Raw genomic sequence first — 25998 nt, 5'->3', positions numbered from 1 at the left:
ATTTCTCCACGCTTTGTCAGCGAATTAAGGAAGATGGCCGCCCTTCAGGGGCGGCATGGTCTGTGAAACAGTATAGAGATCCCTCCCTCGAAAGGCTTTGCTTTTTGTCACTTAATTCAGCCCTTCCAGATTCTCCGATAGCGCTAGCTTAATCGGTTCAACAGCGAAGGTCAGCCCTTTTTCCCCGTTGTCTGCGACAACATAGCGAATCGCGCCTTCCGTTTCGGCGTAGTAGTGCTTATTCTTGCCCGCTGTGAGTAATTTTTGCAGTTTTTGCTGGCTTTGCTCTTTTGTCAGAAGCGGGGCGACGGTGCGGATCACCGCCGCCATGTATTCCTGCGCTTTGGCTTTGGCGGTTTTTTGCTCGGGCCCCTGAATGGGAAGCCAGGTAATCTGCATGCTTTTGATTTTTAACGTACCGCGCTCCAGCGCCGTTGAGGCGTACAGATTTTCATTGATCTTGCTGGCGGCGCGGGTCAGGTTCGCCCTGTCGCGGCTGCTGTCGATAGCACGAAATTCGTTCAGTGGAAGCCGGGGATTTTGCTGATTAAAGTTTTCGCGAAACTGGCTGATGGAGAGATCAAACGTCGGCGCGCCAGCCAGCAGGTAGGGCGCGGTCGTCGCAGACGGCGATGCCTCCGCCAGCACCGTTGTGCTCGCAGTTATGGCGGAAAACAATAATAAAAACAGTGTACACCCTGGCTTCATCAATCTTACCTTTCGTTAGGACTGCTCACGATTAAAACGATAACTGTCGGGCTTGTCAAAAGGGTAAACTGACAGCGAAGGCAATAATAAAGGAACTTACATGACCATACAGCAGTGGTTATTCTCATTTAAAGGGCGTATTGGACGCCGTGATTTCTGGATCTGGCTCGGTTTCTGGTTTGTCGGCATGCTGGTGCTGTTTTCGCTGGCGAGCAAGAACTTACTCGATATCCAGACGGCGGCATTTTGTCTGGTGTGTTTGCTCTGGCCCACGGCGGCGGTCATGGTTAAGCGTTTGCATGACCGGGGGCGCTCCGGCCTGTGGGCGTTATTGATGATTCTGGCGTGGATGCTGCTGGCCGGAAATTGGGTGATGTTGCCGGGAATGTGGCAGTGGGTCGTGGGGCGCTTTGTCCCGACGCTCATTCTGGTCATGATGTTTATCGATCTGGGGGCGTTTGTCGGCACTCAGGGCGAGAATAAGTTCGGCAAAGAAACGCAGGATGTGAAATTTAAAGCAGAGCCTCAGGCAGGCGATAAACCGTAGGCCGGATAAGGCATTTATGCCGCTATCCGGCAGAGCGCCCGGTGGCGCTGGCGCTTACCGGGCCTGCAACCGTGCTTACCAGTAGTGCTCAGCGGTCATGTGCCCAGGACGACGACGCAGGTGTTTGGTCATGTGCCGGGTCTCCTTCAGCAGCTGTTGCGTATCACGCACCATCTGCGGATTTCCGCACAGCATCACATGGCTGGTCTCGGTGTCCATCGGTAAACCGACCGCCGCTTCCAGCGCGCCGCTTTCAATCAGCGCGGGGACGCGCCCGGTAAGCGAGCCTGCGATGGTTTCCCGACTGACGACCGTTTGAATGCGCAGCTTGCCTTCGTAGCGCTTTTGCAATTCCAGCATTAACGGCAGGTAACTTAAATCAGCGGCGTAACGCGCGGCATGCACCAGTACCAGGTTGTTAAAGCGCTCCAGGTCTTTACCGAGTTGCAGAATTGACAAATAAGGGCCAATGGCCGTTCCGGTCGCCAGCATCCACAGGGTGTCGCAGTCAGGCACTTCATCCAGAACAAAGAACCCCGCCGCTTCACTCACCACCTGTACTTCATCGCCAGGTTTAAGCGCCGCCAGACGTGGGCTGAGTTTGCCTTCGGGAACCGTCACCAGGTAAAACTCTAAATCGGGATTATCGGGCGCATTCACATAGGAATAGGCGCGTTGTACGCGTTCGCCATCGATCTCCAGTCCGAGTTTGGTAAACTGGCCTGCGGTGAAGGGATGAACGGGGGCGTGAACGGTCAGACTAAACAGGGCGTCGGTCCAGTACTGTACCTTCGTGACTTTTCCTGTTACCCAATCTGCCATGATCTTCTCCTGTCTGCTGCAATACCCTTATCTTCGTTCGTTGAACGAAAGATTTCCAGCCCCGAAGGGCCGGAAGGCTCAATCGAACAAATCAGTTACAGGATATGCGCCTGCACATCCGGGTCTTTGCGATCCAGATAGTGGATGGACTGAATACGGCGGATAGTGCGCGATTTGCCGCGAATCAGCAGCGTTTCGGTGGTAGCGATATTGCCTTTGCGGCTAATCCCCTCCAGCAGATCGCCTTTGGTGATCCCGGTGGCGGAGAAGATGACGTTATCGCTGCGCGCCATTGCGTCCAGACGCAGCGCTTTACCGGCGTCAATGCCCATAGCTTTACAGCGTGCCAGCTCCTGCTCGCCAATGCGGCGGTTCTCTTCGCTGTCGCCTTTGACGTTGTGACGCGCCAGCAGACGGCCCTGCATGTCGCCATCCAGCGCACGAATCACCGCTGCGGAGACAACGCCTTCCGGCGCGCCGCCAATGCCGTACAGCACGTCCACTTCACTGTCCGGCATACAGGTCAGAATAGAGGCCGCCACGTCGCCATCAGGAATGGCGAATACGCGCACGCCAAGCTGCTGCATCTCTGCAATCACCGCGTCATGACGCGGTTTGGCCAGAATCGTAACCGTCAGTTCGCTGAGTGGTTTGCTGAGGGCGGCTGCGATGTTGCGCAGGTTGTCCGCCAGCGGCAGATTCAGGTCGATAGATCCTTTAGCGCCCGGCCCGACGATCAGTTTTTCCATGTACATATCCGGCGCGTTGAGGAAACAGCCTTTGTCGCCGACCGCCAGAACTGCCAGCGCGTTCGCCTGGCCCATCGCCGTCATACGGGTGCCTTCGATAGGGTCGACGGCGATATCTACCGCATCGCCACGGCCGGTGCCGACTTTCTCACCGATAAACAGCATGGGCGCTTCATCAATCTCGCCTTCGCCGATGACAATGGTGCCGTCAATATTGACCTGGTTGAGCATAATACGCATGGCGTTTACCGCCGCGCCGTCAGCGGTATTTTTGTCGCCGCGTCCCAGCCATTTATAGCCAGCCAGCGCTGCCGCTTCCGTTACGCGGGAAAATTCGATGGCAAGTTCTCGTCTCATAGCAAACTCGTAGCAGAAAGGAATGGCGCGAAGTGTAGCACAGGGGAGGGTGGGAATAATTGATATGCTCGGGGGTTACTTTCGCACAGATTACTTGCCGGGTGGCGGCGTTGCCTTACCCGGCCTACACAAGCATGTAGCCTGTAGGCCGGATAAGCGAAGCTGCCATCCGGCAGGTCAGTATTACTCTTCGTGGTCTTCCCACGCCAGGGCGCGTTTGACCGCTTTTTTCCAGCCGCTGTAACGGAAGTTACGCTCGGTGGTTTCGATGCCAGGACGGAATTCACGCTCAATGACCGCTTTTTCCTGCAACTCATCCAGGTTCTGCCAGTAACCCACCGCCAGACCTGCCAGATACGCCGCACCCAGCGCCGTTACTTCGCGCACTTCCGGGCGCTCAACGCGCGTACCAAGAATGTCTGACTGGAACTGCATCAGGAAGTTGTTGGCAACCGCGCCGCCGTCAACGCGCAGGGCGTGCAGGCGAATACCGGAGTCCGCCTGCATCGCTTCCAGCACGTCGCGCGTCTGGTAAGCGATCGATTCCAGCGTTGCACGGATGATGTGGTTGGAGTTTACGCCACGGGTCAGACCGAAGATGGCGCCGCGCGCATACGGGTCCCAGTACGGCGCGCCCAGACCGGTAAAGGCCGGAACAACATATACGCCGTTGGTATCTTTCACTTTGGTGGCGAAATATTCAGAGTCGAATGCGTCGCTAATGAGTTTCATCTCATCACGCAGCCACTGAATGGATGCGCCAGCCATAAACACCGCCCCTTCCAGCGCGTAGTTCACTTCGCCGGTCGGGCCGCAGGCGATGGTGGTCAAAAGTCCGTTTTCGGACTTAACCGCTTTCTCGCCGGTGTTCATCAGCATAAAGCAGCCGGTGCCGTAAGTGTTTTTCGCCATCCCCTCTTTGACGCACAGCTGGCCGAACAGCGCCGCCTGCTGGTCACCGGCGATCCCGGCGATTGGAATACGCGTGCCGCCTTTACCCCCGATGTTCGTCTGGCCGTACACTTCTGAAGAACGACGCACTTCCGGCAGCATGGCGCGCGGGATATCCAGCGCATCCAGCATTTTGTCATCCCAGTCCAGGGTATGGATGTTGAACAGCATGGTACGTGAAGCGTTGGTGTAATCCGTGACGTGTACGCGTCCCTGCGTCATTTTCCAGATAAGCCAGGTATCCACTGTACCGAACAGCAGTTCACCGCGACGTGCGCGCTCACGGGAGCCTTCTACGTGATCGAGAATCCACTTCACTTTGGTGCCGGAGAAGTACGGGTCAATCACCAGACCGGTGTTGTTGCGGATGTAATCTTCCATGCCGTCACGCTTCAGGCGTTCGCAGATTTCGGCGGTACGGCGGCACTGCCAGACAATCGCGTTATAAATCGGTTTGCCGGTTTCACGTTCCCAGACGATGGTGGTTTCACGCTGGTTAGTAATACCGATTGCTGCGATCTGATCGGAACTGATGTCTGCTTTCGCCAGCACTTCAACCAGCGTTGAGCTTTGGGTGGCCCAGATTTCCATTGGGTCGTGTTCTACCCAGCCTGCTTTCGGGTAGATTTGCTCAAATTCACGTTGCGACACGCTAACGATATTCGCATCGTGATCCATCACGACGGCGCGGGAGCTGGTGGTGCCCTGGTCGAGCGCAACGATATATTTTTTCTCAGTCATAATTTTTTTGTCCCGTAGTCACATTACAGCGAAGCTTTTTGTTGTGCGGTAGTGGTGGTGTCCTTCTCTTCAACCACGCAAGTATCACACGGCAAATGGCGGCCAATCAGTTTACGATAGGCGAATGCGCCCAGAATGGCGCCCGCAATCGGGCCGAACATCGGCACCAGGAAGTAAGGAATATCCTTACCGCCAGTCAAGGCAACGTTCCCCCAGCCAGCGAGCCAGGCGAACAGTTTCGGGCCGAAGTCACGCGCCGGGTTCATCGCAAACCCGGTCAGTGGCCCCATAGAGGCGCCAATTACTGCGATCAGTAAACCAATGAGCAGAGGAGCCAGTGGGCCGCGCGGCACGCCGTTACCATCATCGGTCAGCGCCAGAATAAGCCCCATCAGAATAGCGGTAATTACCATCTCAACCGCGAAGGCTTGCACAAAATTGATATGTGGATTTGGATATGTTGAGAAAGTGCCAGCCAGATCAACACTTTCGATACTGCCACGGACGATGTGGTGCGTTTGTTCAAAATCAGCGAAAAGATTGTAGTAAAGCCCGTAAACTAATGCCGCTGCGCAAAACGCGCCGGCAACTTGAGAAATGATAAAAGGAACAACTTTGCGTTTGTCGAAACAGGCAAACAGCCACAGTGCGATTGTTACGGCTGGATTTAAATGTGCGCCGGAGACACCTGCTGTCAGGTAGATAGCCATCGCCACCCCCAGACCCCAGATGATACTGATTTCCCACTGACCGAAAGTAGCACCTGCTACTTTAAGAGCAGCGACACAACCCACACCGAAGAAAATCAACAACCCAGTACCGAGAAATTCAGCAATGCACTGGCCTTTTAAGGTTGATGTTTGACTCATAATCGGATCCTGAAGAGAGTTTAATGTTTATTGTTTGCGAAGAGGTCACTGACGCCTTCGATGCCTGTAGGCATACTGTTAATTTATCGTTAACGAGCAAAAACGAGAAATATCGAAATCAAAATGTGTGTACTGCGTCAATAAAATGAGCGTTATCGCGCCATGAAGCGCGTTTTACGACAAACCAGGAGTGTGAGCTGAATCATTTCATTAACCAATATGTTAACACTTTAGAGTTATGTGAGTTATGTCACCAGGACAAGGATGAAAAGTGTTGCAAACCGCAATCTACGCGGTATGTCGCTGGACAGGGATGGCGCGGCTTCATACAATCGGCACTATATATTGTGCGCGTTTACGTGAAGCGTCGCCTTGCAATTCAGGAGAGGTATGGCCATGTCATTAGAAGTGTTTGAGAAACTGGAAGCAAAAGTACAGCAGGCGATTGATACCATTACGCTTTTGCAGATGGAAATCGAAGAGCTGAAAGAAAAGAACAACAGCCTGGCGCAGGATGTACAGTCTGCTCAGCATCAGCGTGAAGAGCTGGAGCGTGAGAACAGCCATCTGAAAGAACAGCAGAGCGGGTGGCAGGATCGTTTGCAGGCGCTGCTGGGTCGTATGGAAGAAGTCTGAGCCGTAGCGGTGTTGGCTGCGCTCAGCGTTGTAGGCCGGATAAGGCGTAAGCCGCCATCCGGCACTGCAATATCGCCTGATGGCGCTACGCTTATCAGGCCTACAGTCGGCATCGTTTATGAGCGGCAACGCAATAAAAAAGGCACCTTACGGTGCCTTTTTTGATCACTCGATATCAAGCGGGTCTTCGGAGAGGATTATCCCGGTATTGTCGGCGTAGAGATGATCGCCGGAGAAGAAGGTCACGCCGCCAAAATTGACGCGGACGTCGCTTTCCCCGATTCCTTCACCTGCGGCACCTACCGGAATCGCGGCAAGCGCCTGGATGCCGATATCCAGCTCTTCCAGATCGTCTACCTGACGCACCGCGCCGTAGATGACCAGCCCTTCCCATTCATTCTGCGTAGCCAGACGCGCCAGTTCGGCGTCGACCAGCGCGCGACGGACAGAACCACCGCCATCGACCAGCAGAATGCGACCACGGCCATTCTGTTCGAGCAGATCGTAGAGCAACCCGTTGTCCTCGAAACATTTTACCGTGATGATTTGTCCGCCAAACGACGACCGCCCTCCAAAGTTAGAGAACAGTGGTTCCACGACGTTGACATCTTCCTGGTAGATGTCACAAAGCTCGGAAGTATCGTATTTCATAGGATTAACGTTCAGTTGCTGCGAGAATTTTTAGTATATCGCGCTATGCGTACTGTTTGCAAAATCATCAATTGTTCATTGATATTTGTCAGTTAAACCGCCCACTGGCTTAAGAAAATCCCGACGACAAACAGCAGGTTAGTCAACAGCGCGGCTTTAACGGTACGTTCCAGCATCGGGCGCATCGCAGCGGGTTCCATTTCACGCATCACATAACGCGCCTGTTTAATCAGTAACGGTGCGGCCAGGATGAACAGCCATCCCCACAGGCTTTGCAGTGAAATCAGGTTAAACAGCGCCAGGCAGACCAGTGAACCCATCAACAGGCAGGCGTGATAACGACGTGCGTTAACCGCGCCTAAACGTACCACCAGCGTGTTTTTACCGTTTTCTTTATCGCTGTTGATATCGCGCAGATTGTTGATGTTGAGCACGGCGGTCGCCAGCAGTCCGCAGGCGGTAGCAGGTAAGATAAGCGCAGGAATGAGCGTATGCGCCTGTAGATACCAACTGCCCATTACGCTGAGCCAGCCGAAGAACACCAGCACGGAAATGTCGCCCAGACCAATATAGCCGTAAGGACGGTTCCCGACGGTGTAGGTAATCGCGGCGATAATCGACAGGCCGCCCAGCACCAGGAATCCGACAAAATCCGCCAGCGTATGACATGCGACAGCCACCAGCGCCAGACCGGAGAGGCAAATCAGCGCCACGGTAATGATCAGCGCCCGCTTCATCTCCTGCCGGGTGATCACCCCTTTTTGCATCCCGCGCAGCGGCCCGATGCGGTCAGGCTTATCACTGCCTTTGACGGCGTCGCCATAATCGTTGGCAAGGTTCGATAAGATTTGCAGCAGCCCGGCGGTGATCAACGCCAGCAGCGCAACCAAGGGATCGAAGTACCCTTGCCACCATGCCAGCGCTGTACCGACGATGATTGCCGCAAACGCGAGCGGCAGCGTTTTCGGTCGTAAACTTTCCAGCCAGGCCTGGGAGCGGCTAATTTGTTGTTGTTCAGTCATATTTAGCGCCAATAAAAATGGGGCTTTTCAGCCCCATCAACAGTGATGAAAATGCATTGAACGCGATTATAGGATAAAACGACTCAGATCTTCATCTGCGACCAGCGCATCCAGATGTTTGCTCACATATTCCGCATCAATTGTTATGCTCTGACCATTCAGATCGCTGGCGTCATAGGAGATATCTTCCATCAGACGTTCCAGAACGGTATGCAGACGACGCGCACCGATGTTTTCGGTGGTTTCGTTTACCTGCCATGCCGCTTCGGCAATGCGTTTGATGCCGGACTCGGTAAACTCGATGTCCACGCCTTCGGTCGCCATCAGCGCTTTGTACTGAACGGTAACGGACGCGTTCGGCTCGGTGAGAATGCGTTCGAAATCTTCCGTCGTCAGCGCTTTCAGCTCAACGCGAATCGGCAGACGCCCCTGCAACTCGGGGATCAGATCAGACGGTTTCGCCACCTGGAACGCGCCGGAGGCGATAAACAGGATGTGGTCGGTTTTCACCATACCGTGCTTGGTAGAGACGGTGCAGCCTTCTACCAGCGGCAGCAGGTCGCGCTGTACGCCTTCGCGGGAAACGTCCGGGCCAGAGGATTCGCCGCGTTTACAGATTTTGTCGATTTCGTCGATAAACACGATCCCGTGCTGTTCAACGGCGTCGATGGCTTCCTGTTTCAGCTCTTCCGGGTTCACCAGTTTGGCCGCTTCTTCTTCAATCAACAGCTTCATCGCGTCTTTGATTTTCAGCTTACGCGGTTTTTGTTTCTGGCCGCCCAGGTTCTGGAACATGGACTGCAACTGGCTGGTCATCTCTTCCATTCCCGGAGGCGCCATAATTTCAACGCCCATCGGTGCGGCTGCGAGATTGATCTCAATTTCTTTATCGTCGAGCTGGCCTTCACGCAGTTTTTTGCGGAATGCCTGGCGCGCGGCGGACGGCTCTTGCTGTTGCTCAGCCTGACCCCAGTTATTTTTCGCCGGAGGGATCAGCGCGTCGAGAATACGCTCTTCCGCCATTTCTTCTGCGCGGTAGCGGTTTTTCTCAATAGACTGAACGCGCACCATTTTGATCGCGGAGTCGGTCAGGTCGCGGATAATGGAATCCACTTCTTTACCCACATAACCGACTTCGGTGAATTTTGTCGCTTCAACTTTGATGAACGGCGCGTTGGCCAGTTTTGCCAGGCGACGCGCGATTTCGGTTTTACCTACGCCGGTCGGGCCGATCATCAGAATATTTTTTGGCGTCACTTCATGGCGCAGCTCTTCGTTGAGCTGCATGCGGCGCCAGCGGTTACGCAGTGCAATCGCCACGGAACGCTTGGCGTTGTCCTGGCCAATGATGTGCTTGTTCAGTTCGCTGACGATTTCGCGTGGGGTCATTTCAGACATGGGAGATCCTTACGCTTTAGACGGTAATTCTTCAATGGTGTGGAAGTGGTTGGTGTAAATGCAGATATCGCCTGCAATATCCAACGCCTTTTCAGCAATTTCGCGGGCGCCCAGTTCGGTATTTTCTAACAGTGCGCGTGCCGCAGCCTGGGCGTAGGGACCACCGGAGCCGATAGCAATCAGATCATTTTCCGGCTGTATGACATCGCCATTACCCGTGATGATCAGTGAAGCGGTTTCATCTGCGACGGCCAGCAGCGCTTCGAGCTTGCGTAGCATACGGTCGGTACGCCAGTCTTTCGCCAGTTCAACGGCGGCTTTGACCAGGTGGCCCTGATGCATTTCCAGTTTACGCTCAAACAGTTCGAACAGCGTGAATGCGTCTGCCGTTCCCCCTGCAAATCCCGCAATGACTTTATCGTTGTACAGACGGCGAACTTTCTTCACGTTGCCTTTCATTACGGTATTGCCCAGTGTGGCCTGACCATCACCGGCGATTACCACATGGCCGTTACGGCGTACGCTTACTATTGTTGTCACGAGCAGACCCCTTGGTTACAAATGCAGAATACAGGCCCCGCACGCGGTACGGGGCATAATGCAAATATAAATGGGGGGGATTTTGGGGGTTTCAACCCCCGGAGGCGAGTCGAATGCAGTTTGTGTGGCCTGCCATCTTCAGGCGGTTAAGGGTGCTGTCTGCATTCTCTTTGCCTTTGACTGGGCCGATGACCACACGATTCCACCCGTTGTTGGTGGTGATTTTGGAGTCAAAGCCTTCAAAAGCCAACTGGGCGCGCACGGTTTCCGCTTGCTCGGCGCCTTTGAAGGAGCCGCATTGCACCATCCAGCGACGTTCATCTTTTTTCTCTGCCGTCTGTTTTGGCGCTTCAGGTTCACGCGCGATCGGCACGGCCTGCTGCGTTTTAGGCTGAGAAGTCGTGGTGTGCGCAGGCGTCTGCAACAGGTCCTGATAAGGCTGCTGGGATGTCGTCTGCTTCGGCTGCTGCGTCTGGCGTGGCTGCTGTGCAGGTGCAGTCTGCGCCGTACGCGGTTGCTGCTGTGGCTGTTGGTACGGTTGCTCCGTCACGCGTGGCTGCGTACGCGGCTGTTGAACCGGCTGGGTGTTAGCCCACTGCTGCTGTTGTACCTGCTGCTGTGCCTGACGCTGGCGCTGCAATGTCTGCTGACGCTGTTCAGGCGTCTGTTCGTTCCACGGCACTTCGTTAAGCTGGGTCGGCTGCTGGCGCATATCCGCCTGCATTTGCGCCAGTAGCTGACGCTGCTCGCTGGTGAGCTGCTCCGGGTTCATCACTTCGCCGCCCGCAGAAGGCTCGGTTGGCGCACGCACGCCCGGCTGGCGGCTTTCCAGCTCTTTAATGTAGCGCCAGCGCTCTTCCGGCTTCGGCGGCAGCCCGTTGCCGGTCACTTTCTGGCTTTGCAGCGTTTCGGACTCTTCTTTTTTGTGATGAGTAATGAAGTACAGACCCCCGATAAAGGCCACAAGGACAGCCGCCGCAATAGCGACCATTGCGGGTGAAACCGCAGGCGTGTTGCGTTGCTTTTTCCGTGAGGTGCTCTTTTTGCGCCGCGAAGGTGCCGGTTGACCGCGACGTACATAATCTCGTTGTGCCACTATCGTTTCGCTGTATTTATTCGTTCGTCAGCCCGCCATGTTACTTAAGCGGCGGGCTTTTGACCAGATAGGTGAGTCTTAAAGGTTTAAGTTAAGGCTCGCGTCGAACCACGAATAATTAACTCGCAGTCCAGCAAGCGCGAGCCGCTGCTGACATTTTGCCCCTGTAACTGGTCGAGCAAGAGCAGCATTGCTTCGCGCCCGATATCGAAGCGCGGCTGTGAAACCGTCGTCAGAGGCGGGTCGCAAAATTCCGCCAGCGCAATGTTATCAAAGCCAATGATGGACAGATCGTCAGGGACTTTCAGACCATGACGCTTGGCCCAGGAGAGCGCGCCGAGCGCCATAACGTCGCTGTGACAGAACACGGCGGTCGGAGGCTGCGGAAGCGCAAGTAGCTGTTGCAGCGCGTGGCCGCCCGCCTCGTAGGTGAAATCGCCCCGGGCGATATAATGCGGGTCGACGGTAATGCCGCAGCGACGCAGCGCCTGCACATAGCCTTGCAGACGGTAGTGGCACAGCGGCATCTCCTCCGGCCCGGCAATGCATCCGATACGCTGGTGCCCCTGTTCATGCAGATAATTCACGGCGTTAAAGGCCGCAGTCAGGTTATCAATATGAACGGTAGGCAGCTCCAGCTCCGGCGCGAATTCGTTGGCCATCACCATCGGCGGCAGATTCCGTTGCTCTTCAATGCTGGCGTCGAACGGCAGACGTGAACCGAGCAATAACATGCCATCAATTTGTTTGGTGATGATCAAATTGATAAAGGTCTTTTCTTGCTGATTCTGGTGCGCGCAGTCACCAATCAACACCAGATATCCGTGGCTTGCGGCGGTAACCTCAATGCCCCGGATGATTTCACTGAAAAAGGGATCACAAATATCCGGGACGATCACCAGGATGGTGCGTGATTCATTCCGTTTGCTATTTCGCCCCATTGATTGCGGTAAATATCCCACCTCCATCGCCGCCTGTTCAACCCGGTTACGGGTCGACTGGGAGACTTTATCCGGGTTCATTAACGCACGGGACACGGTTGCTGTTGAGACTTTCGCCTTCATAGCAACATCTTTCATTGTAGCGGCAGCAACCTGTTTCTTCGGTTTCACACTCTCTCCTCGCCTGGGAAATCAGGCGCAGAACTATCCTTGTTTAACTCACATCGAAAACATTTTTATCAGATAGTTAATGGAAGCGGTTACAGAATTTTCATAAAAAGTGTGATGGATATTTAATTTTACGATCCGCCTCGCATCGTGACCCGTTATCCCTCAATGGGATCGACATCCAGCACCCATTTAACCTTGCGGGAATCGGGTAGCGTATTGATGAGCGCCAGCGTGCCGCTGACGATATGTTGCAGACGAATTCGCGACGGATGCTGCAACAAAATTTGCCAACGGTAGCGGCCGCCGCGTTTTGGCGCGAGCGCAGGCACCGGGCCTAATACCCAGAGCTTGTCATCCGCAAGCGGGCTGGCCTGAATCAGATTACGCAGCTGTTGCAGGAACACTGGCGCCTGCTGGTTGTTATGATCTTCCGCCCGTACAATCACATGGCTGGTCCACGGCGGAAGTTGCAGCGTTTGCCGCTCGGCCAGCGCCTGTTCAGCAAAAGCGTCATAGCCTTTGTGCAGCAAGGTTTGCAGCAAAGGGTGCTCTGGATGGTGGGTCTGCAATACCACCTCGCCCTGTTTTCCGGCGCGTCCGGCGCGGCCGGAAACCTGAGTGTAAAGCTGGGCAAAACGTTCCGCCGAACGGAAATCCGCCGAGAACAGCGCGCCGTCAACGTCCAGCAGCGCTACCAGGGTGACGTCCGGGAAATGGTGCCCTTTCGCCAGCATTTGCGTGCCGATCAAAATGCGCGCGCCGCCGCGATGGACTTCCGCCAGATGCTGCTCCAGCGCGCCTTTACGGCTGGTGGTGTCGCGGTCGATGCGCGAGACCGGCACGCCGGGAAAGAAGGGCGCCAACGCCTGCTCAAGCTGTTCTGTCCCTAACCCAACCGGCACCATATGCGTGGAGCCGCAGGAAGGGCACTGACGCGGTATCGGGCGCTGGCTGTCGCAATGGTGACAGCGCAGGTGGTGTTGCGCCTGGTGCAACGTGTAATAGTGATCGCAGCGCGGACATTCGGCAATCCAGCCGCAGTCGTGGCATAACAGCGCAGGAGCAAATCCCCGGCGGTTAAGGAAGAGAATGACCTGGTTATCTGCCTGCAGGTGCTGATGCATACGGGCGATAAGCGCGGGAGCCAGCCCGGCCTGGATCTTCTGGCCTTTTAAATCCAGCACATGCTGGAGGGCAGGGCGTGCGTTGCCTGCCCGGCGCGTCAGGCGCAGCATGCGGTACTTTTTTTGTCGCACGTTGCATAACGTCTCCAGCGCCGGTGTTGCCGAGCCGAGAATAATCGGGATTTGTTCGCTGTGAGCGCGGTATACCGCCAGGTCGCGGGCGTGGTAACGCCAGCCTTCCTGCTGCTTATAGGAGCTATCATGCTCTTCGTCGATCACAATGACGCCGAGGTTTTTAAACGGCGTAAACAACGATGAGCGGGTGCCGATGACAATCGCCGCCTCGCCGTTTTTGGCTTTCAGCCAGGCTGAGAGACGTTCGCTGTCATTTAACCCGGAGTGCAGAACTTCGACGGGGGCGTTGAAGCGCTCGCGAAAGCGGGCGATGGTTTGCGGCGTCAGGCCAATTTCCGGCACCATCACCAGCGCCTGTTTGCCCTGAGCGAGGACGTTTTCCAGTACGCTGAGATAGACCTCTGTTTTACCGGAACCCGTAACGCCTGCCAGCAGCCAGGCAGAAAAGCTGTCCGACGCGCTGTGGATGGCGCCAACGGCGGTGGCCTGTTCGGTATTGAGACGCAGCCGATCGCCACAGACGGCGTAATGGGTGCGCCAGTCGCTAAAGCCGGGCGTTTCGCTCGCCAGCTCGCACAGTCCTTTTTTACGCAGCGCCTGGAGCGCCGCGTCATTAAATTCAAGATCCGCCACCTGGTCGCGCCAGATTTTCCCCTGCCGCAGCGCGGCCAGCGCCTGTTGCTGTTTAGGCGAACGCTTCAGGCTATTGAGATCGATAGCGTGGCCGTCTTCGGTGGCAAACCAGTACCACATCGGCGCGTTGCTGGCGGGTTTCCCCTGGCGCAGCAAAATCGGCAGAGCGTGAAACAGAACGTCACCCATTGGATGGTGGTAGTAATCCGCCGCCCAAAGCAGCAAACGCCAGACGGAGGGTGAAAAGACCGGCTCGCTGTCCAGTACCTCAACGACCGCTTTCAGTTCGTTAAGCGGCAGTTCGCTTTGCTCGCTGACCGACACCACAATCCCGACGCGTTCCTGCTGTTTGCCAAACGGCACGCGCACCCGACACCCGGCTTTGACGGTCATGCCTTCTGGCAAGAGATAGTCAAAGGTGCGGGGTAGCGGAACGGGCAAGGCAACGTGCGCGACGGGCATGTAATCATCCTGGCTGACTTGAATTCTGGCGGGTTAGTATACACATTGTGATGAGGGAGCGCGGATCAGTTTGCATACGCTGGTCAAATTCTGTATGATTCGCCGCCTTTGATACACATTTGTATCATCGACCTATACTATCAACATCGCGTGGTGTCTGGCGTTAGGGCTGGAAGAGCGACGCGGCCTTAAACCGAGGTTTCCCCATGAAAAAAGATATTCACCCGAAATACGAAGAAATTACTGCAAACTGCTCTTGCGGTAATGTCATCAAAATCCGCTCTACTGCAGGTCACGACCTGAACCTGGACGTGTGCGGTAAATGCCACCCGTTCTACACTGGCAAACAGCGTGATGTTGCTACCGGTGGCCGTGTTGACCGCTTCAACAAGCGTTTCAGCATCCCGGGCAGCAAATAAGTTATTGCTGCCAAAGAAAAAAGCGCCGAAAGGCGCTTTTTTTGTCTTTGCCTGATGGCGTTGACGCTTATCAGTACCTGCGGTACTGAATCCTTCCGCCGCTATCCGGCAAAAAAATCAATACTCCCACGTATCCGGGTCGATCCCCAGTTCACGCATGATGATTTTGGCCTCTTCCGGTATTTCATCACTGCGCTCTTTACGCAAGTCTTCATCGTTCGGCAATGGTTGCCCGGTAAAGGCATGCAGAAACGCTTCACACAGCAGTTCGCTGTTGGTGGCGTGACGCAGGTTGTTCACCTGACGACGCGTGCGTTCATCGGTGAGGATTTTTAACACCTTCAGAGGAATGGAAACCGTAATCTTTTTGACTTGCTCACTCTTCTTACCGTGCTCAGCGTATGGGCTGATATATTCGCCGCTCCATTCAGCCATGAGATACCTTTAATCTTCTCGTCATTAGTTAAGGGCCAGAATCGTCGTGCCTGGCCGTAATCCCGCATAGTTTACCGTACAGGCGATATCGTGACACGGGTTAAGCGTCTGTAGATGTGCGCTAATGCATATAATTTTAACGGCTATTTCCAGTTTGCTCAATCTATACGCAAAGAAGTTTAGATGTCCAGATGTATTGACGTCTATTGTAACAATGTTTACTCTGGTGCCTGACTTTTCACCGATTCAGCCCAGGAACTTCTCAACATGACGCGTAAACAGGCCACCATCGCAGTGCGTAGCGGGTTAAATGACGACGAGCAGTACGGTTGCGTTGTCCCGCCGATTCACCTTTCCAGCACCTATAACTTCACCGGTTTTAATGAACCTCGCGCCCATGACTATTCGCGACGTGGAAATCCGACGCGTGATGTGGTTCAGCGCGCGCTGGCGGAGCTGGAGGGCGGTACGGGCGCGGTGCTGACCAATACCGGGATGTCGGCCATTCTGCTGGTGACGACCGTGTTCCTGAAGCCGGGCGATCTGCTGGTGGCGCCGCACGACTGCTACGGCGGTAGCTATCGCCTGTTTGACAGCCTGGCGAAGCGGGGCTGTTATCGCGTGCTGTTTGTCGATCAAGGTGATGAGCAGGCGCTGAAAGCGGCGCTGGCGGAAAAACCGAAGCTGGTGCTGGTGGAAAGCCCCAGTAATCCGTTGTTACGCGTGGTGGATATTGCGAAAATCTGCCAGCTGTCGCGAGAAGCGGGCGCGGTGAGCGTTGTGGACAACACGTTTTTAAGCCCTGCGCTGCAAAATCCGCTGGCGTTGGGCGCCGATCTGGTGTTGCATTCATGCACGAAATATTTAAACGGCCATTCGGATGTGGTGGCTGGCGTGGTGATTGCGAAAGATCCAGAGATTGTCACCGAACTGGCATGGTGGGCCAATAATATTGGCGTCACCGGCGGCGCGTTTGATAGCTATCTGCTGCTACGTGGGCTGCGTACTCTGGCGCCGCGAATGGACGTGGCTCAGCGCAATGCCCAGGCCATTGTGGACTATCTGCAAACCCAGCCGCTGGTGAAAAAACTGTATCATCCGTCGCTGCCGGATAATCAAGGGCACGAGATTGCCGCGCGCCAGCAAAAAGGCTTTGGCGCAATGTTGAGTTTTGAACTGGATGGCGATGAGCAGACGCTGCGTCGTTTCCTGGGCGGGCTGTCGTTGTTTACGCTGGCGGAATCCTTAGGGGGTGTTGAAAGCCTGATCTCCCACGCCGCAACGATGACACATGCAGGCATGGCGCCAGAAGCGCGTGCTGCCGCCGGAATTTCAGAGACGCTGCTGCGTATCTCCACCGGTATTGAAGATGGCGAAGATTTAATTGCCGACCTGGAAAATGGCTTCCGGGCTGCAAACAAGGGGTAAACATGAGTGTGATTGCGCAGGCAGGGGCGAAGGGTCGTCAACTGCATAAATTTGGTGGCAGTAGTCTGGCAGACGTGAAATGTTATCTGCGTGTCGCAGGCATTATGGCGGAGTACTCGCAGCCTGACGATATGATGGTTGTTTCCGCCGCCGGTAGTACCACCAACCAGTTGATTAGCTGGCTGAAGTTAAGCCAGACCGACCGCCTCTCCGCGCATCAGGTGCAACAGACGTTACGCCGCTATCAGAGCGATCTGATCAGCGGGCTGCTTCCCGCCGACGTTGCGGATGGTCTGATCAGCGCTTTCATTAGCGATCTGGAGCGTCTTGCCGCGCTGCTCGACAGCGGCGTGACCGATGCCGTTTATGCCGAAGTCGTCGGGCACGGCGAGATCTGGTCTGCGCGTCTGATGTCCGCAGTGCTGAATGAGCAAGGACTGGCGTCGGCATGGCTGGACGCGCGTGAGTTTTTACGCGCTGAACGCGCCGCGCAGCCGCAGGTAGATGAAGGTCTCTCTTACCCGTTACTGCAACAGTTGCTGGTGCAGCATCCGGGCAAGCGTCTGGTCGTTACCGGTTTTATCAGTCGCAGCAATGCGGGCGAGACGGTGCTGCTGGGCCGTAACGGTTCTGACTATTCCGCCACGCAAATTGGCGCGCTGGCGGGGGTTTCCCGCGTCACCATCTGGAGCGATGTGGCCGGGGTTTACAGCGCCGACCCGCGTAAAGTGAAAGATGCCTGCCTGCTGCCGCTGTTGCGTCTGGATGAAGCCAGCGAGCTGGCGCGTCTGGCCGCGCCGGTTCTGCACGCCCGTACCCTACAGCCGGTTTCCGGCAGCGATATCGATTTGCAGTTGCGCTGTAGCTACACGCCGGATCAGGGGTCCACGCGCATTGAACGCGTGCTGGCGTCCGGCACCGGGGCGCGTATCGTCACCAGTCATGATGACGTTTGCCTGATTGAGTTTCAGGTGCCCGCCAGCCAGGACTTTAAACTGGCCTGGAGAGACGTCGACCAGATTCTGAAACGGGCGCAGGTGCGTCCGCTGGCGGTTGGCGTGCATAACGATCGCCATCTGCTGCAATTCTGCTACACCTCTGAAGTCGCTGATAGCGCATTAAAAATTCTTGATGAAGCGGGCCTGCCGGGCGAATTGCGCCTGCGTCAGGGGCTGGCGCTGGTCGCTATGGTTGGCGCTGGCGTCACCCGTAACCCGCTGCACTGCCACCGCTTCTGGCAACAGCTGAAAGGCCAGCCGGTTGAATTTACCTGGCAGTCGGAAGAGGGGATCAGCCTGGTGGCCGTACTGCGCACCGGCCCGACCGAAAGCCTGATTCAGGGGCTGCACCAGTCTATTTTCCGCGCGGAAAAACGCATCGGCCTGGTGCTGTTCGGCAAAGGCAACATCGGTTCCCGCTGGCTGGAACTGTTTGCCCGCGAGCAGAGCACGCTCTCCGCGCGTACCGGGTTTGAATTTGTCCTGGCGGGCGTGGTGGATAGCCGTCGCAGCCTGCTGAACTACGAAGGGCTGGATGCCAGCCGTGCGCTGGCGTTCTTCAACGACGAAGCGATTGAGCAGGATGAAGAGTCGCTGTTCCTGTGGATGCGCGCCCACCCGTATGACGATCTGGTGGTGCTGGATGTCACCGCCAGCGAGCAACTGGCCGATCAGTATCTTGATTTCGCCAGCCACGGCTTCCACGTTATCAGCGCCAATAAACTGGCGGGGGCGAGCACCAGCGATAAATATCGCCAGATCCACGACGCGTTCGAAAAAACCGGGCGTCACTGGCTGTATAACGCGACCGTCGGCGCGGGCCTGCCGATCAACTATACGGTGCGCGATCTGATTGACAGCGGCGATGCCATTCTGTCGATCAGCGGGATCTTCTCCGGCACGCTGTCGTGGCTGTTCCTGCAATTTGACGGTTCCATACCGTTTACCGATCTGGTGGATCAGGCCTGGCAGCAGGGGCTGACCGAGCCGGACCCGCGTGTTGACCTTTCTGGTAAAGATGTGATGCGCAAGCTGGTGATTCTGGCGCGTGAAGCGGGTTACGACATCGAACCGGACCAGGTGCGCGTTGAATCGCTGGTGCCCACACACTGCGAAGAGGGATCTGTCGATCACTTCTTTGAAAATGGCGATGAGCTGAATGAGCAGATGGTACAGCGTCTGGAAGCCGCTCGTGAAATGGGGCTGGTGCTGCGCTACGTGGCGCGTTTCGACGCCAACGGTAAAGCGCGCGTTGGCGTTGAAGCGGTGCGCCCGGAACATCCGCTGGCGGCGCTGCTGCCGTGCGATAACGTCTTTGCCATCGAAAGCCGTTGGTATCGCGACAATCCGCTGGTGATCCGCGGGCCGGGGGCCGGTCGTGACGTCACCGCCGGGGCGATTCAGTCGGATATCAACCGCCTGGCGCAGCTGCTGTAGTGTTTGTTGCCGGATGGCGCTGCGCTTATCCGGCCTACGGAACATGTAGGCCAGATAAGGCAACGCCGCCACCCGGCGATTCACCGAGTCGCAAACACCTCTTTTGCGGCGAACAGACCGTTAAGCGCAGCCGGAAAACCGGCATAAACCGCCATCTGCATTATCACTTCGATAATTTCCTCCTGCGTTAACCCCACATGTCGCGCGGCGGCAATGTGTACCTTCAACTGCGGCGTGGCGTTGCCCAGCGCGGTTAACGCGGCGACGGTTGCGATTTCCCGACTGCGTAAATCCAGCCCTGGCCGGGAATAGATATCGCCAAACGGAAATTCGATCAGATAACGGGCAAAATCTGGCGCAATGTCTTGCAAACTTTCGATCACCGCATCGCCACCCTTGCCATCCACCTGTTGCAGCATTTTCTGACCGGTAATAAAGCGTTCTGAATGCATAGTGTATTCCTCGTTTGTCTGGAGTCTGTGGCGTGAGGATAGGGGGCGCGGAATGATTTGGATAATACCGTTTCCGTGATACCTTTTCGGTATGACAACATCCCCTCTGCACTCTCTGGATATCCGCCTGCTACGCTACTTTGCCGTGGTGGCGGAAGAGAACAATATGAGCCGCGCGGCACAGCGACTGTTTATGTCGCAACCGCCGCTGAGCCGCCATATTCGCCAGCTTGAAGAACGTCTGGGGGTGACGCTTTTTGTCCGTCATACTCGTGGACTCACGCTGACGGATGAGGGTCTGCGCGCGCTGGAAATCGTCCGCCCGCTGCTGGCGCAGCAGGACAAAACGTATGCTGCGCTGAATCAACTGGCGCAAACCGGCGCGCAATCGCTGCGTTTAGGGCTGAGCACCGCGTTTGAGCAGGGGATTTTTGCCCCCCTGGAGGCGCAGCTGAATACGCGTGTGGAGAGGCTGCATATTGTGCGTCATGGTTCGCCTGAACTGGTACGCCAGGTACGTCGGGGGAAACTGGATGCGGCGCTGGTGGCGCTGCCGCTTGAGGCCACAGGGTTAACCGTCACGCCGCTCGACTGGCAAGAACCGTTGATTGCCGCATTACCCTCCGTCTGGCCGGAAGCGAGCCTGACGTCGCTCTCCTTAGCTGCGCTTAACCACCGCCCGCTGTTCTGGTTCAAACGGGAACGTAATCCGGCCTTTTTTGACTACACCCGACACATTTTCCGTCGCGCTGGCTACGCCCCCTCCTGCCTTGAAGAACCGCTGGAACATGATGTGCTGCTCGCGCGAATCGCCCACGGCGATGGCCTGAGTTTGCTCCCGGGCTCGTTTGCCGCTATTCAGCGCCAGGGCGTGATATTCCGCGTACTTAGCGACACTGAATTACGTATTCGTGCCGGGCTGGTGATGCTGCCTGAGAACGCTGTACGGTTGCGGTGGTTAAATACGCTTGCGATGCAATCCTTCATTATTTCGGACTGATTTGAATTTTTTTCACGTTGTCTGAGTATTCCTCACCTTTAACAGTGATTTTTCTGTTGACGGCATCCCACTTTTCGGTCATTTTTACATCCAGACGTCTAAACGGATAGATGTTCACAACACAACATATAATGACATGCGATTGATGAGGTAAGGTATGAGCTTTTTTCACGCCAACCAGCGGGAAGCCCTGAATCAGAGCCTGGCGGAAGTTCAGGGTCAGATTAATGTTTCGTTCGAGTTTTTCCCGCCGCGCACCAGTGAAATGGAGCAAACCTTGTGGAACTCTATCGATCGACTGAGCAGCCTGAAACCGAAGTTTGTCTCCGTGACCTACGGCGCCAACTCCGGTGAGCGCGACCGTACGCACAGCATCATCAAAGGCATTAAAGAGCGTACGGGCCTGGAAGCCGCGCCGCACCTGACCTGCATCGACGCCACCCGCGATGAACTGCGTACCATTGCCCAGGATTACTGGAATAACGGTATCCGTCATATTGTTGCCCTGCGCGGCGACCTGCCGCCGGGGAGCGGCAAGCCGGATATGTATGCCGCTGACCTGGTCAGCTTACTGAAAGAGGTTGCCGATTTTGATATCTCCGTCGCCGCTTACCCGGAAGTCCACCCGGAAGCGAAAAGCGCGCAGGCGGATTTGCTCAACCTGAAACGCAAAGTCGATGCTGGCGCTAACCGCGCAATTACCCAGTTTTTCTTCGATGTGGAAAGCTACCTGCGTTTTCGCGATCGCTGCGTCTCTGCGGGTATTGATGTCGAAATTATTCCGGGCATTCTGCCGGTCTCCAACTTTAAGCAGGCGAAGAAATTCGCTGATATGACTAACGTGCGCATTCCGGCATGGATGTCACAGATGTTTGACGGCCTGGATGACGATGCGGAAACCCGCAAGCTGGTCGGGGCGAATATCGCGATGGACATGGTGAAGATCTTAAGCCGTGAAGGCGTGAAAGATTTCCACTTCTACACCCTGAACCGCGCTGAAATGAGTTACGCCATTTGCCACACGTTGGGCGTGCGGCCCGGCCTGTAACATGATTAGCCCTCTTCGGAGGGCTTTTTTATGCACATTTTGATCTGACGCCTGATACATAAATTTAAAAGATATTAGCTATCGAATCTGTGGGTTATTTCAACTATATCTTATCGTTGGTGATGTATATCGTAACGATAACACTGTAGAGGGAGCATATAGATGAGCATGTCTGACGATACCCATAATTCATTGTCTACCGGGAAGTGCCCTTTCCATCAGGGCAGCCACGACCGTAGCGCGGGTGCTGGCACCAGCAGCCACGACTGGTGGCCTAACCAACTCCGTGTAGATCTTTTGAATCAGCACTCCAACCGTTCTAACCCGCTGGGTGAGGACTTCGACTACCGCAAAGAATTTAGCAAACTCGACTATTCCGCCCTGAAAGGGGACCTTAAAGCTCTCCTGTCCGATTCTCAGCCGTGGTGGCCTGCGGACTGGGGCAGCTATGCCGGTCTGTTTATTCGTATGGCATGGCATGGCGCGGGCACTTATCGTTCCGTCGACGGGCGCGGTGGCGCCGGACGCGGGCAGCAGCGTTTTGCACCGCTGAACTCTTGGCCGGACAACGTCAGCCTGGATAAGGCGCGTCGTCTGCTGTGGCCTGTCAAGCAGAAATATGGCCAGAAAATCTCCTGGGCCGACCTGTTTATTCTGGCGGGTAACGTGGCGCTGGAGAACTCCGGTTTCCGTACGTTCGGTTTTGGCGCCGGGCGTGAAGATGTGTGGGAACCGGATCTTGATGTGAACTGGGGGGATGAGAAAGCCTGGCTGACGCACCGTCATCCCGAAGCGCTGGCGAAAGCGCCGTTAGGCGCTACCGAAATGGGGCTTATCTACGTTAACCCGGAAGGGCCGGATCACAGCGGTGAACCGCTTTCCGCCGCTGCGGCTATCCGCGCGACGTTCGGCAATATGGGCATGAACGACGAAGAAACCGTGGCGCTGATTGGCGGCGGTCACACGCTGGGTAAAACCCACGGTGCGGCGGCGGCGTCCCATGTTGGCGTTGATCCAGAAGCCGCGCCGATTGAATTGCAGGGGCTGGGCTGGAGCAGTGACTACGGCAGCGGCGCAGGCGGCGATGCGATTACCTCGGGTCTGGAAGTGGTCTGGTCGCAGACGCCGACCCAGTGGAGTAATTACTTCTTCGAAAACCTGTTCAAATACGAGTGGGTGCAGACGCGCAGCCCGGCGGGCGCGATCCAGTTCGAAGCGGTTGATGCGCCAGAAATCATTCCCGATCCGTTCGATCCATCGAAGAAACGTAAACCCACCATGCTGGTGACTGACCTGACGCTGCGTTTCGATCCAGAATTCGAGAAAATTTCCCGCCGTTTCCTCAACGATCCGCAGGCGTTTAACGAAGCATTCGCCCGCGCATGGTTCAAACTGACGCACAGGGATATGGGGCCAAAAGCGCGCTATATCGGACCGGAAGTACCGAAAGAAGATCTGATTTGGCAGGACCCGCTGCCGCAGCCGGTATTTAATCCGAGCCAGGAAGACATCGTCAACCTGAAGGCCGCGATTGCCGCGTCCGGGCTTTCCGTCAGCGAACTGGTGTCGGTTGCATGGGCATCTGCGTCAACCTTCCGTGGCGGCGATAAACGTGGCGGCGCTAACGGCGCTCGCCTGGCTTTAGCGCCGCAGCGAGACTGGGATGTGAACGCCGCTGCGGCGCGCGTTCTGCCGGTTCTGGAAGAGATTCAGAAATCGTCCGGGAAGGCGTCTCTGGCCGATATCATCGTCCTTGCGGGCGTCGTTGGTGTGGAGCAGGCAGCAAGTGCGGCGGGCGTCAGCATCAGCGTGCCGTTCGCGCCGGGCCGTGTGGATGCACGTCAGGATCAGACGGATATCGAGATGTTTGAGCTTCTCGAACCGATCGCAGACGGCTTCCGTAACTATCGCGCACGGCTTGATGTGTCGACCACCGAGTCACTGCTGATTGATAAAGCGCAGCAACTGACGCTGACCGCGCCGGAGATGACGGCGCTGGTGGGTGGGATGCGCGTTCTGGGCGCTAACTTTGATGGCAGCCAGAATGGCGTGTTTACCGACCGCCCGGGCGTACTCAGCAATGATTTCTTTGTGAATCTGCTGGATATGCGTAACGAGTGGAAAGCGGCGGACGAATCGAAAGAGCTGTTCGAAGGCCGCGATCGCCTGAGCGGTGAGGTGAAATTCACGGCGACCCGCGCAGACCTGGTATTCGGTTCTAACTCGGTACTGCGTGCCCTGGCGGAAGTTTACGCCAGCAGCGATGCGCGTGAGAAATTCGTGAAGGATTTCGTCGCGGCATGGGTGAAAGTGATGAACCTGGATCGTTTCGATCTGCTGTAAGCCATCTCAGTAAAATGTGTAGGCCGGATAAGCGTCAGCGCCATCCGGCAAATAAAAAAAGCCCGCACGATCTGCGGGCTTTTTGTCTCTCCTGACCGTTATTCCCACTCTTGCAGGAAACGCTGACCGTACTGGTCGGCAACCAGCAGGGCGGCGTAAACCTGATCCGGCGTGGCGCCGCCAGGCATGTTGTGAATGGTTTCACCTTCCGCGCAGGAGGCTTCTGCCACCGTGCGCATCTTCGCCGGAATGTCCTGCTTAATATCCAGTTGCGCCAGCGTGATCGGCAGGCCAACGGAATGGCACAACGCCGCAGCGGTTTCGATCTCTTCAACCGGCGCGTTTTCCAGTACCAGTTGCGTCAGCGTGCCGAACGCCACTTTCTCACCGTGATAGTAGTGATGCGCGTCTGGAATCGCCGTCAGGCCGTTATGTATGGCATGCGCCGCCGCCAGACCGCCGCTTTCAAAACCGACGCCGCTCAGGTAAGTGTTGGCTTCAATCACGCGTTCCAGCGCCGGCGTGACGACATGCTGCTCAGCCGCCAGCATGGCCTTTTCGCCCTCTTCGATCAGCGTGTTATAGCACAACTCCGCCAGCGCGAGCGCCGCCTGTGTACACTTGCCGCCCGCCATCGTGGTCGCGCCGCTGCGTGAACAGGCGCGCGCTTCAAACCAGGTCGCCAGCGCATCGCCAATACCGGCAGCCAGCAGACGTGCGGGCGCGCCCGCAACGATTTTGGTATCAACAATCACCATATTCGGATTACGCGGCAGCATCAGATAGCGTTCAAACTCGCCTGCATCGGTGTAGATCACGGAAAGCGCGCTACAGGGGGCATCGGTAGAGGCGATGGTCGGCGCGATAGCGACCGGGACATCCATAAAGTGGGCCAGCGCTTTCGCGGTATCCAGCGTTTTGCCGCCGCCGATGCCGAGAACGGCGCCGCACTGCGCTTTATCTGCGACGATACGCAGACGATCGATTTCATTTTGCGAACATTCGCCGCCAAATGGCGCGATTTCCAGAGCCAGCCCGGCATCCTGGAAGCTTTTCTCCAGCGCGGACTGGGCAAAATTTAAGACAAACTTGTCTCCGACCACCAGCCAGCGTTCGGCCAGGGGTTTGAGATATTCTCCAAGACGTGTGATGACATCTGCACCCTGGATGTATTTACCAGGAGATTGAATAATGTGGTCCATACTTTATTTCCCTCACAGGTTGATGTGGCCAAATGCGTTATTCCAGTCTTGCTCAAACTTCCCTATAGCTGACTCTACCGCAGGGGTATTGAGCATTTGTTGAGCTACATCTAAAGGAAGGGTGATTGCTTCGCATCCTGCGAGTAAGCAATCCAGCGCCTGACGCGGCGTTTTAAAGCTGGCGGCCAGTACCATGCTGCCCGGCGCATGCATCTCCAGCAAGGTTTGCAGTTCCTGCACCATACGGATGCCGTCGCCGCCCTGGGCATCAACCCGATTGACATACGGGGCGACGTATTTTGCGCCTGCCAGCGCCGCCAGCAAGCCCTGCGCTGCGCTGTAGACAGCCGTTCCCAGCGTCGTAATACCTTCTTTTTTGAGCTGTTTGATCGCCGCCAGACCTTCGGCAGTGACCGGAATCTTCACCACAATACCAGGAATGGCATTGCTCAGGCGTTTGGCTTCTTCCACCATTCCTTGCGCATCGCGGCTCATCGTCTGGGCAAATAGCGTTCCCTCTTCGCCGATGGCTTTTTGCAGGCGAGGCAGTACATCCCAGATGGATTTTTTACTCGCCGCCACAATGCTTGGGTTGGTGGTGACGCCAGCAACAGGGAAGATGCGCGCCAGACGTTCGACTTCCGCGACGTTCGCGGTATCCAGATAGAGTTCCATTTTGCTCC

Annotated in this window: 24 protein-coding genes; 8 read left to right on the top strand and 16 right to left on the bottom strand. The window is 56.0% G+C overall.

Going from position 1 to position 25998, the window contains the following annotated elements; translation table 11 throughout:
- Positions 1–111: 111 nt before the first annotated feature.
- Positions 112–708: a YiiQ family protein gene (locus FD428_RS20665; RefSeq protein WP_115182253.1), complete on the bottom strand. Its 597-nt coding sequence runs from the start codon at positions 706–708 to the stop codon at positions 112–114.
- A 100-nt stretch (positions 709–808) separates the two neighbouring features.
- On the opposite strand from FD428_RS20665, the gene FD428_RS20660 reads away from it, so the two are divergent.
- The gene (locus tag FD428_RS20660) at positions 809–1255 is read left to right on the top strand and encodes a DUF805 domain-containing protein (protein ID WP_104867937.1); all 447 of its coding nucleotides are present in this window, start codon (positions 809–811) and stop codon (positions 1253–1255) included.
- 75 nt (positions 1256–1330) lie between these two features.
- Here FD428_RS20660 and fpr read toward each other — a convergent pair whose 3' ends face one another.
- The 4 genes from fpr to FD428_RS20640 form a co-directional block, all read right to left on the bottom strand.
- Positions 1331–2077: a ferredoxin--NADP(+) reductase gene (gene fpr, locus FD428_RS20655; RefSeq protein WP_012133874.1), complete on the bottom strand. Its 747-nt coding sequence runs from the start codon at positions 2075–2077 to the stop codon at positions 1331–1333.
- Between the two features lie 95 nt (positions 2078–2172).
- Complete coding sequence (glpX, locus tag FD428_RS20650; RefSeq protein WP_114848735.1) at positions 2173–3183, bottom strand: class II fructose-bisphosphatase; 1011 nt, start codon at positions 3181–3183, stop codon at positions 2173–2175.
- A gap of 183 nt (positions 3184–3366) precedes the next feature.
- Positions 3367–4875 (bottom strand): glycerol kinase GlpK, encoded by a 1509-nt coding sequence (gene glpK, locus FD428_RS20645; protein WP_012133870.1) that lies wholly within the window; start codon positions 4873–4875, stop codon positions 3367–3369.
- Between the two features lie 23 nt (positions 4876–4898).
- Positions 4899–5744, bottom strand: a complete 846-nt coding sequence (locus FD428_RS20640; RefSeq protein WP_012133869.1) for an MIP/aquaporin family protein — start codon at positions 5742–5744, stop codon at positions 4899–4901.
- A 390-nt stretch (positions 5745–6134) separates the two neighbouring features.
- On the opposite strand from FD428_RS20640, the gene zapB reads away from it, so the two are divergent.
- Complete coding sequence (gene zapB, locus FD428_RS20635; protein ID WP_104867935.1) at positions 6135–6380, top strand: septal ring assembly protein ZapB; 246 nt, start codon at positions 6135–6137, stop codon at positions 6378–6380.
- A 165-nt stretch (positions 6381–6545) separates the two neighbouring features.
- Here the strand turns inward: zapB and rraA are convergent, their stop codons facing one another.
- The 7 genes from rraA to priA all read right to left on the bottom strand — a co-directional run bounded on the left by rraA (position 6546) and on the right by priA (position 14553).
- Positions 6546–7031, bottom strand: a complete 486-nt coding sequence (gene rraA, locus FD428_RS20630; protein ID WP_012133864.1) for a ribonuclease E activity regulator RraA — start codon at positions 7029–7031, stop codon at positions 6546–6548.
- A 92-nt stretch (positions 7032–7123) separates the two neighbouring features.
- Positions 7124–8053: a 1,4-dihydroxy-2-naphthoate polyprenyltransferase gene (menA, locus tag FD428_RS20625; protein ID WP_047459819.1), complete on the bottom strand. Its 930-nt coding sequence runs from the start codon at positions 8051–8053 to the stop codon at positions 7124–7126.
- 66 nt (positions 8054–8119) lie between these two features.
- Positions 8120–9451, bottom strand: coding sequence for an HslU--HslV peptidase ATPase subunit (gene hslU / locus FD428_RS20620; protein WP_012133861.1), 1332 nt, complete (start codon positions 9449–9451; stop codon positions 8120–8122).
- 9 nt (positions 9452–9460) lie between these two features.
- A complete protein-coding gene (hslV, locus tag FD428_RS20615; protein WP_012133860.1) occupies positions 9461–9991 on the bottom strand; it encodes an ATP-dependent protease subunit HslV in 531 nt (176 codons plus the stop codon).
- 91 nt (positions 9992–10082) lie between these two features.
- Positions 10083–11087 (bottom strand): cell division protein FtsN, encoded by a 1005-nt coding sequence (gene ftsN / locus FD428_RS20610; RefSeq protein WP_114848736.1) that lies wholly within the window; start codon positions 11085–11087, stop codon positions 10083–10085.
- Positions 11088–11173: 86 nt separating this feature from the next.
- Complete coding sequence (gene cytR, locus FD428_RS20605; protein ID WP_012133858.1) at positions 11174–12199, bottom strand: DNA-binding transcriptional regulator CytR; 1026 nt, start codon at positions 12197–12199, stop codon at positions 11174–11176.
- 155 nt (positions 12200–12354) lie between these two features.
- Positions 12355–14553: a primosomal protein N' gene (gene priA / locus FD428_RS20600; RefSeq protein WP_012133857.1), complete on the bottom strand. Its 2199-nt coding sequence runs from the start codon at positions 14551–14553 to the stop codon at positions 12355–12357.
- A gap of 206 nt (positions 14554–14759) precedes the next feature.
- On the opposite strand from priA, the gene rpmE reads away from it, so the two are divergent.
- Positions 14760–14972 carry a 50S ribosomal protein L31 gene (gene rpmE, locus FD428_RS20595; protein ID WP_024130659.1) on the top strand — a complete coding sequence of 71 codons (213 nt, stop codon included), beginning with the start codon at positions 14760–14762 and terminating at the stop codon, positions 14970–14972.
- A gap of 117 nt (positions 14973–15089) precedes the next feature.
- Here rpmE and metJ read toward each other — a convergent pair whose 3' ends face one another.
- Positions 15090–15407 (bottom strand): met regulon transcriptional regulator MetJ, encoded by a 318-nt coding sequence (metJ, locus tag FD428_RS20590; protein ID WP_012133855.1) that lies wholly within the window; start codon positions 15405–15407, stop codon positions 15090–15092.
- Positions 15408–15674: 267 nt separating this feature from the next.
- Here metJ and metB point away from each other — a divergent pair, with 267 nt between their 5' ends.
- Together metB and metL are read left to right on the top strand one after the other, a co-directional pair.
- On the top strand, positions 15675–16835 hold the full coding sequence (gene metB, locus FD428_RS20585) for a cystathionine gamma-synthase (RefSeq protein WP_047459810.1): 1161 nt from the start codon (positions 15675–15677) through the stop codon (positions 16833–16835).
- Positions 16836–16837: 2 nt separating this feature from the next.
- On the top strand, positions 16838–19270 hold the full coding sequence (gene metL / locus FD428_RS20580) for a bifunctional aspartate kinase/homoserine dehydrogenase II (protein ID WP_047459806.1): 2433 nt from the start codon (positions 16838–16840) through the stop codon (positions 19268–19270).
- 80 nt (positions 19271–19350) lie between these two features.
- On the opposite strand, the gene FD428_RS20575 is transcribed toward metL, so the two are convergent.
- The gene (locus FD428_RS20575) at positions 19351–19722 is read right to left on the bottom strand and encodes a carboxymuconolactone decarboxylase family protein (protein ID WP_012133851.1); all 372 of its coding nucleotides are present in this window, start codon (positions 19720–19722) and stop codon (positions 19351–19353) included.
- Positions 19723–19813: 91 nt separating this feature from the next.
- On the opposite strand from FD428_RS20575, the gene FD428_RS20570 reads away from it, so the two are divergent.
- The 3 genes from FD428_RS20570 (at position 19814) to katG (ending at position 24113) form a co-directional block, all read left to right on the top strand.
- Positions 19814–20722, top strand: coding sequence for a LysR family transcriptional regulator (locus FD428_RS20570; RefSeq protein ID WP_058668383.1), 909 nt, complete (start codon positions 19814–19816; stop codon positions 20720–20722).
- A gap of 157 nt (positions 20723–20879) precedes the next feature.
- Entirely contained in the window at positions 20880–21770 is an 891-nt protein-coding gene (gene metF, locus FD428_RS20565; protein WP_012133849.1) for a methylenetetrahydrofolate reductase, read from the top strand.
- A 162-nt stretch (positions 21771–21932) separates the two neighbouring features.
- On the top strand, positions 21933–24113 hold the full coding sequence (gene katG, locus FD428_RS20560; RefSeq protein ID WP_114848737.1) for a catalase/peroxidase HPI: 2181 nt from the start codon (positions 21933–21935) through the stop codon (positions 24111–24113).
- 98 nt (positions 24114–24211) lie between these two features.
- Here the strand turns inward: katG and FD428_RS20555 are convergent, their stop codons facing one another.
- A complete protein-coding gene (locus tag FD428_RS20555) occupies positions 24212–25315 on the bottom strand; it encodes a glycerol dehydrogenase (RefSeq protein WP_012133847.1) in 1104 nt (367 codons plus the stop codon).
- 12 nt (positions 25316–25327) lie between these two features.
- Positions 25328–25990, bottom strand: coding sequence for a fructose-6-phosphate aldolase (gene fsa / locus FD428_RS20550; protein ID WP_114848738.1), 663 nt, complete (start codon positions 25988–25990; stop codon positions 25328–25330).
- Between the last annotated feature and the right edge of the window lie 8 nt (positions 25991–25998).

It is taken from the genome of Citrobacter sp. TBCP-5362 (assembly GCF_005406305.1).
GTDB lineage: Bacteria > Pseudomonadota > Gammaproteobacteria > Enterobacterales > Enterobacteriaceae > Citrobacter_B > Citrobacter_B koseri.
The sequence above is the reverse complement of the archived record's forward strand: the minus strand, read 5'-3'. Positions and strand labels throughout refer to the sequence as shown.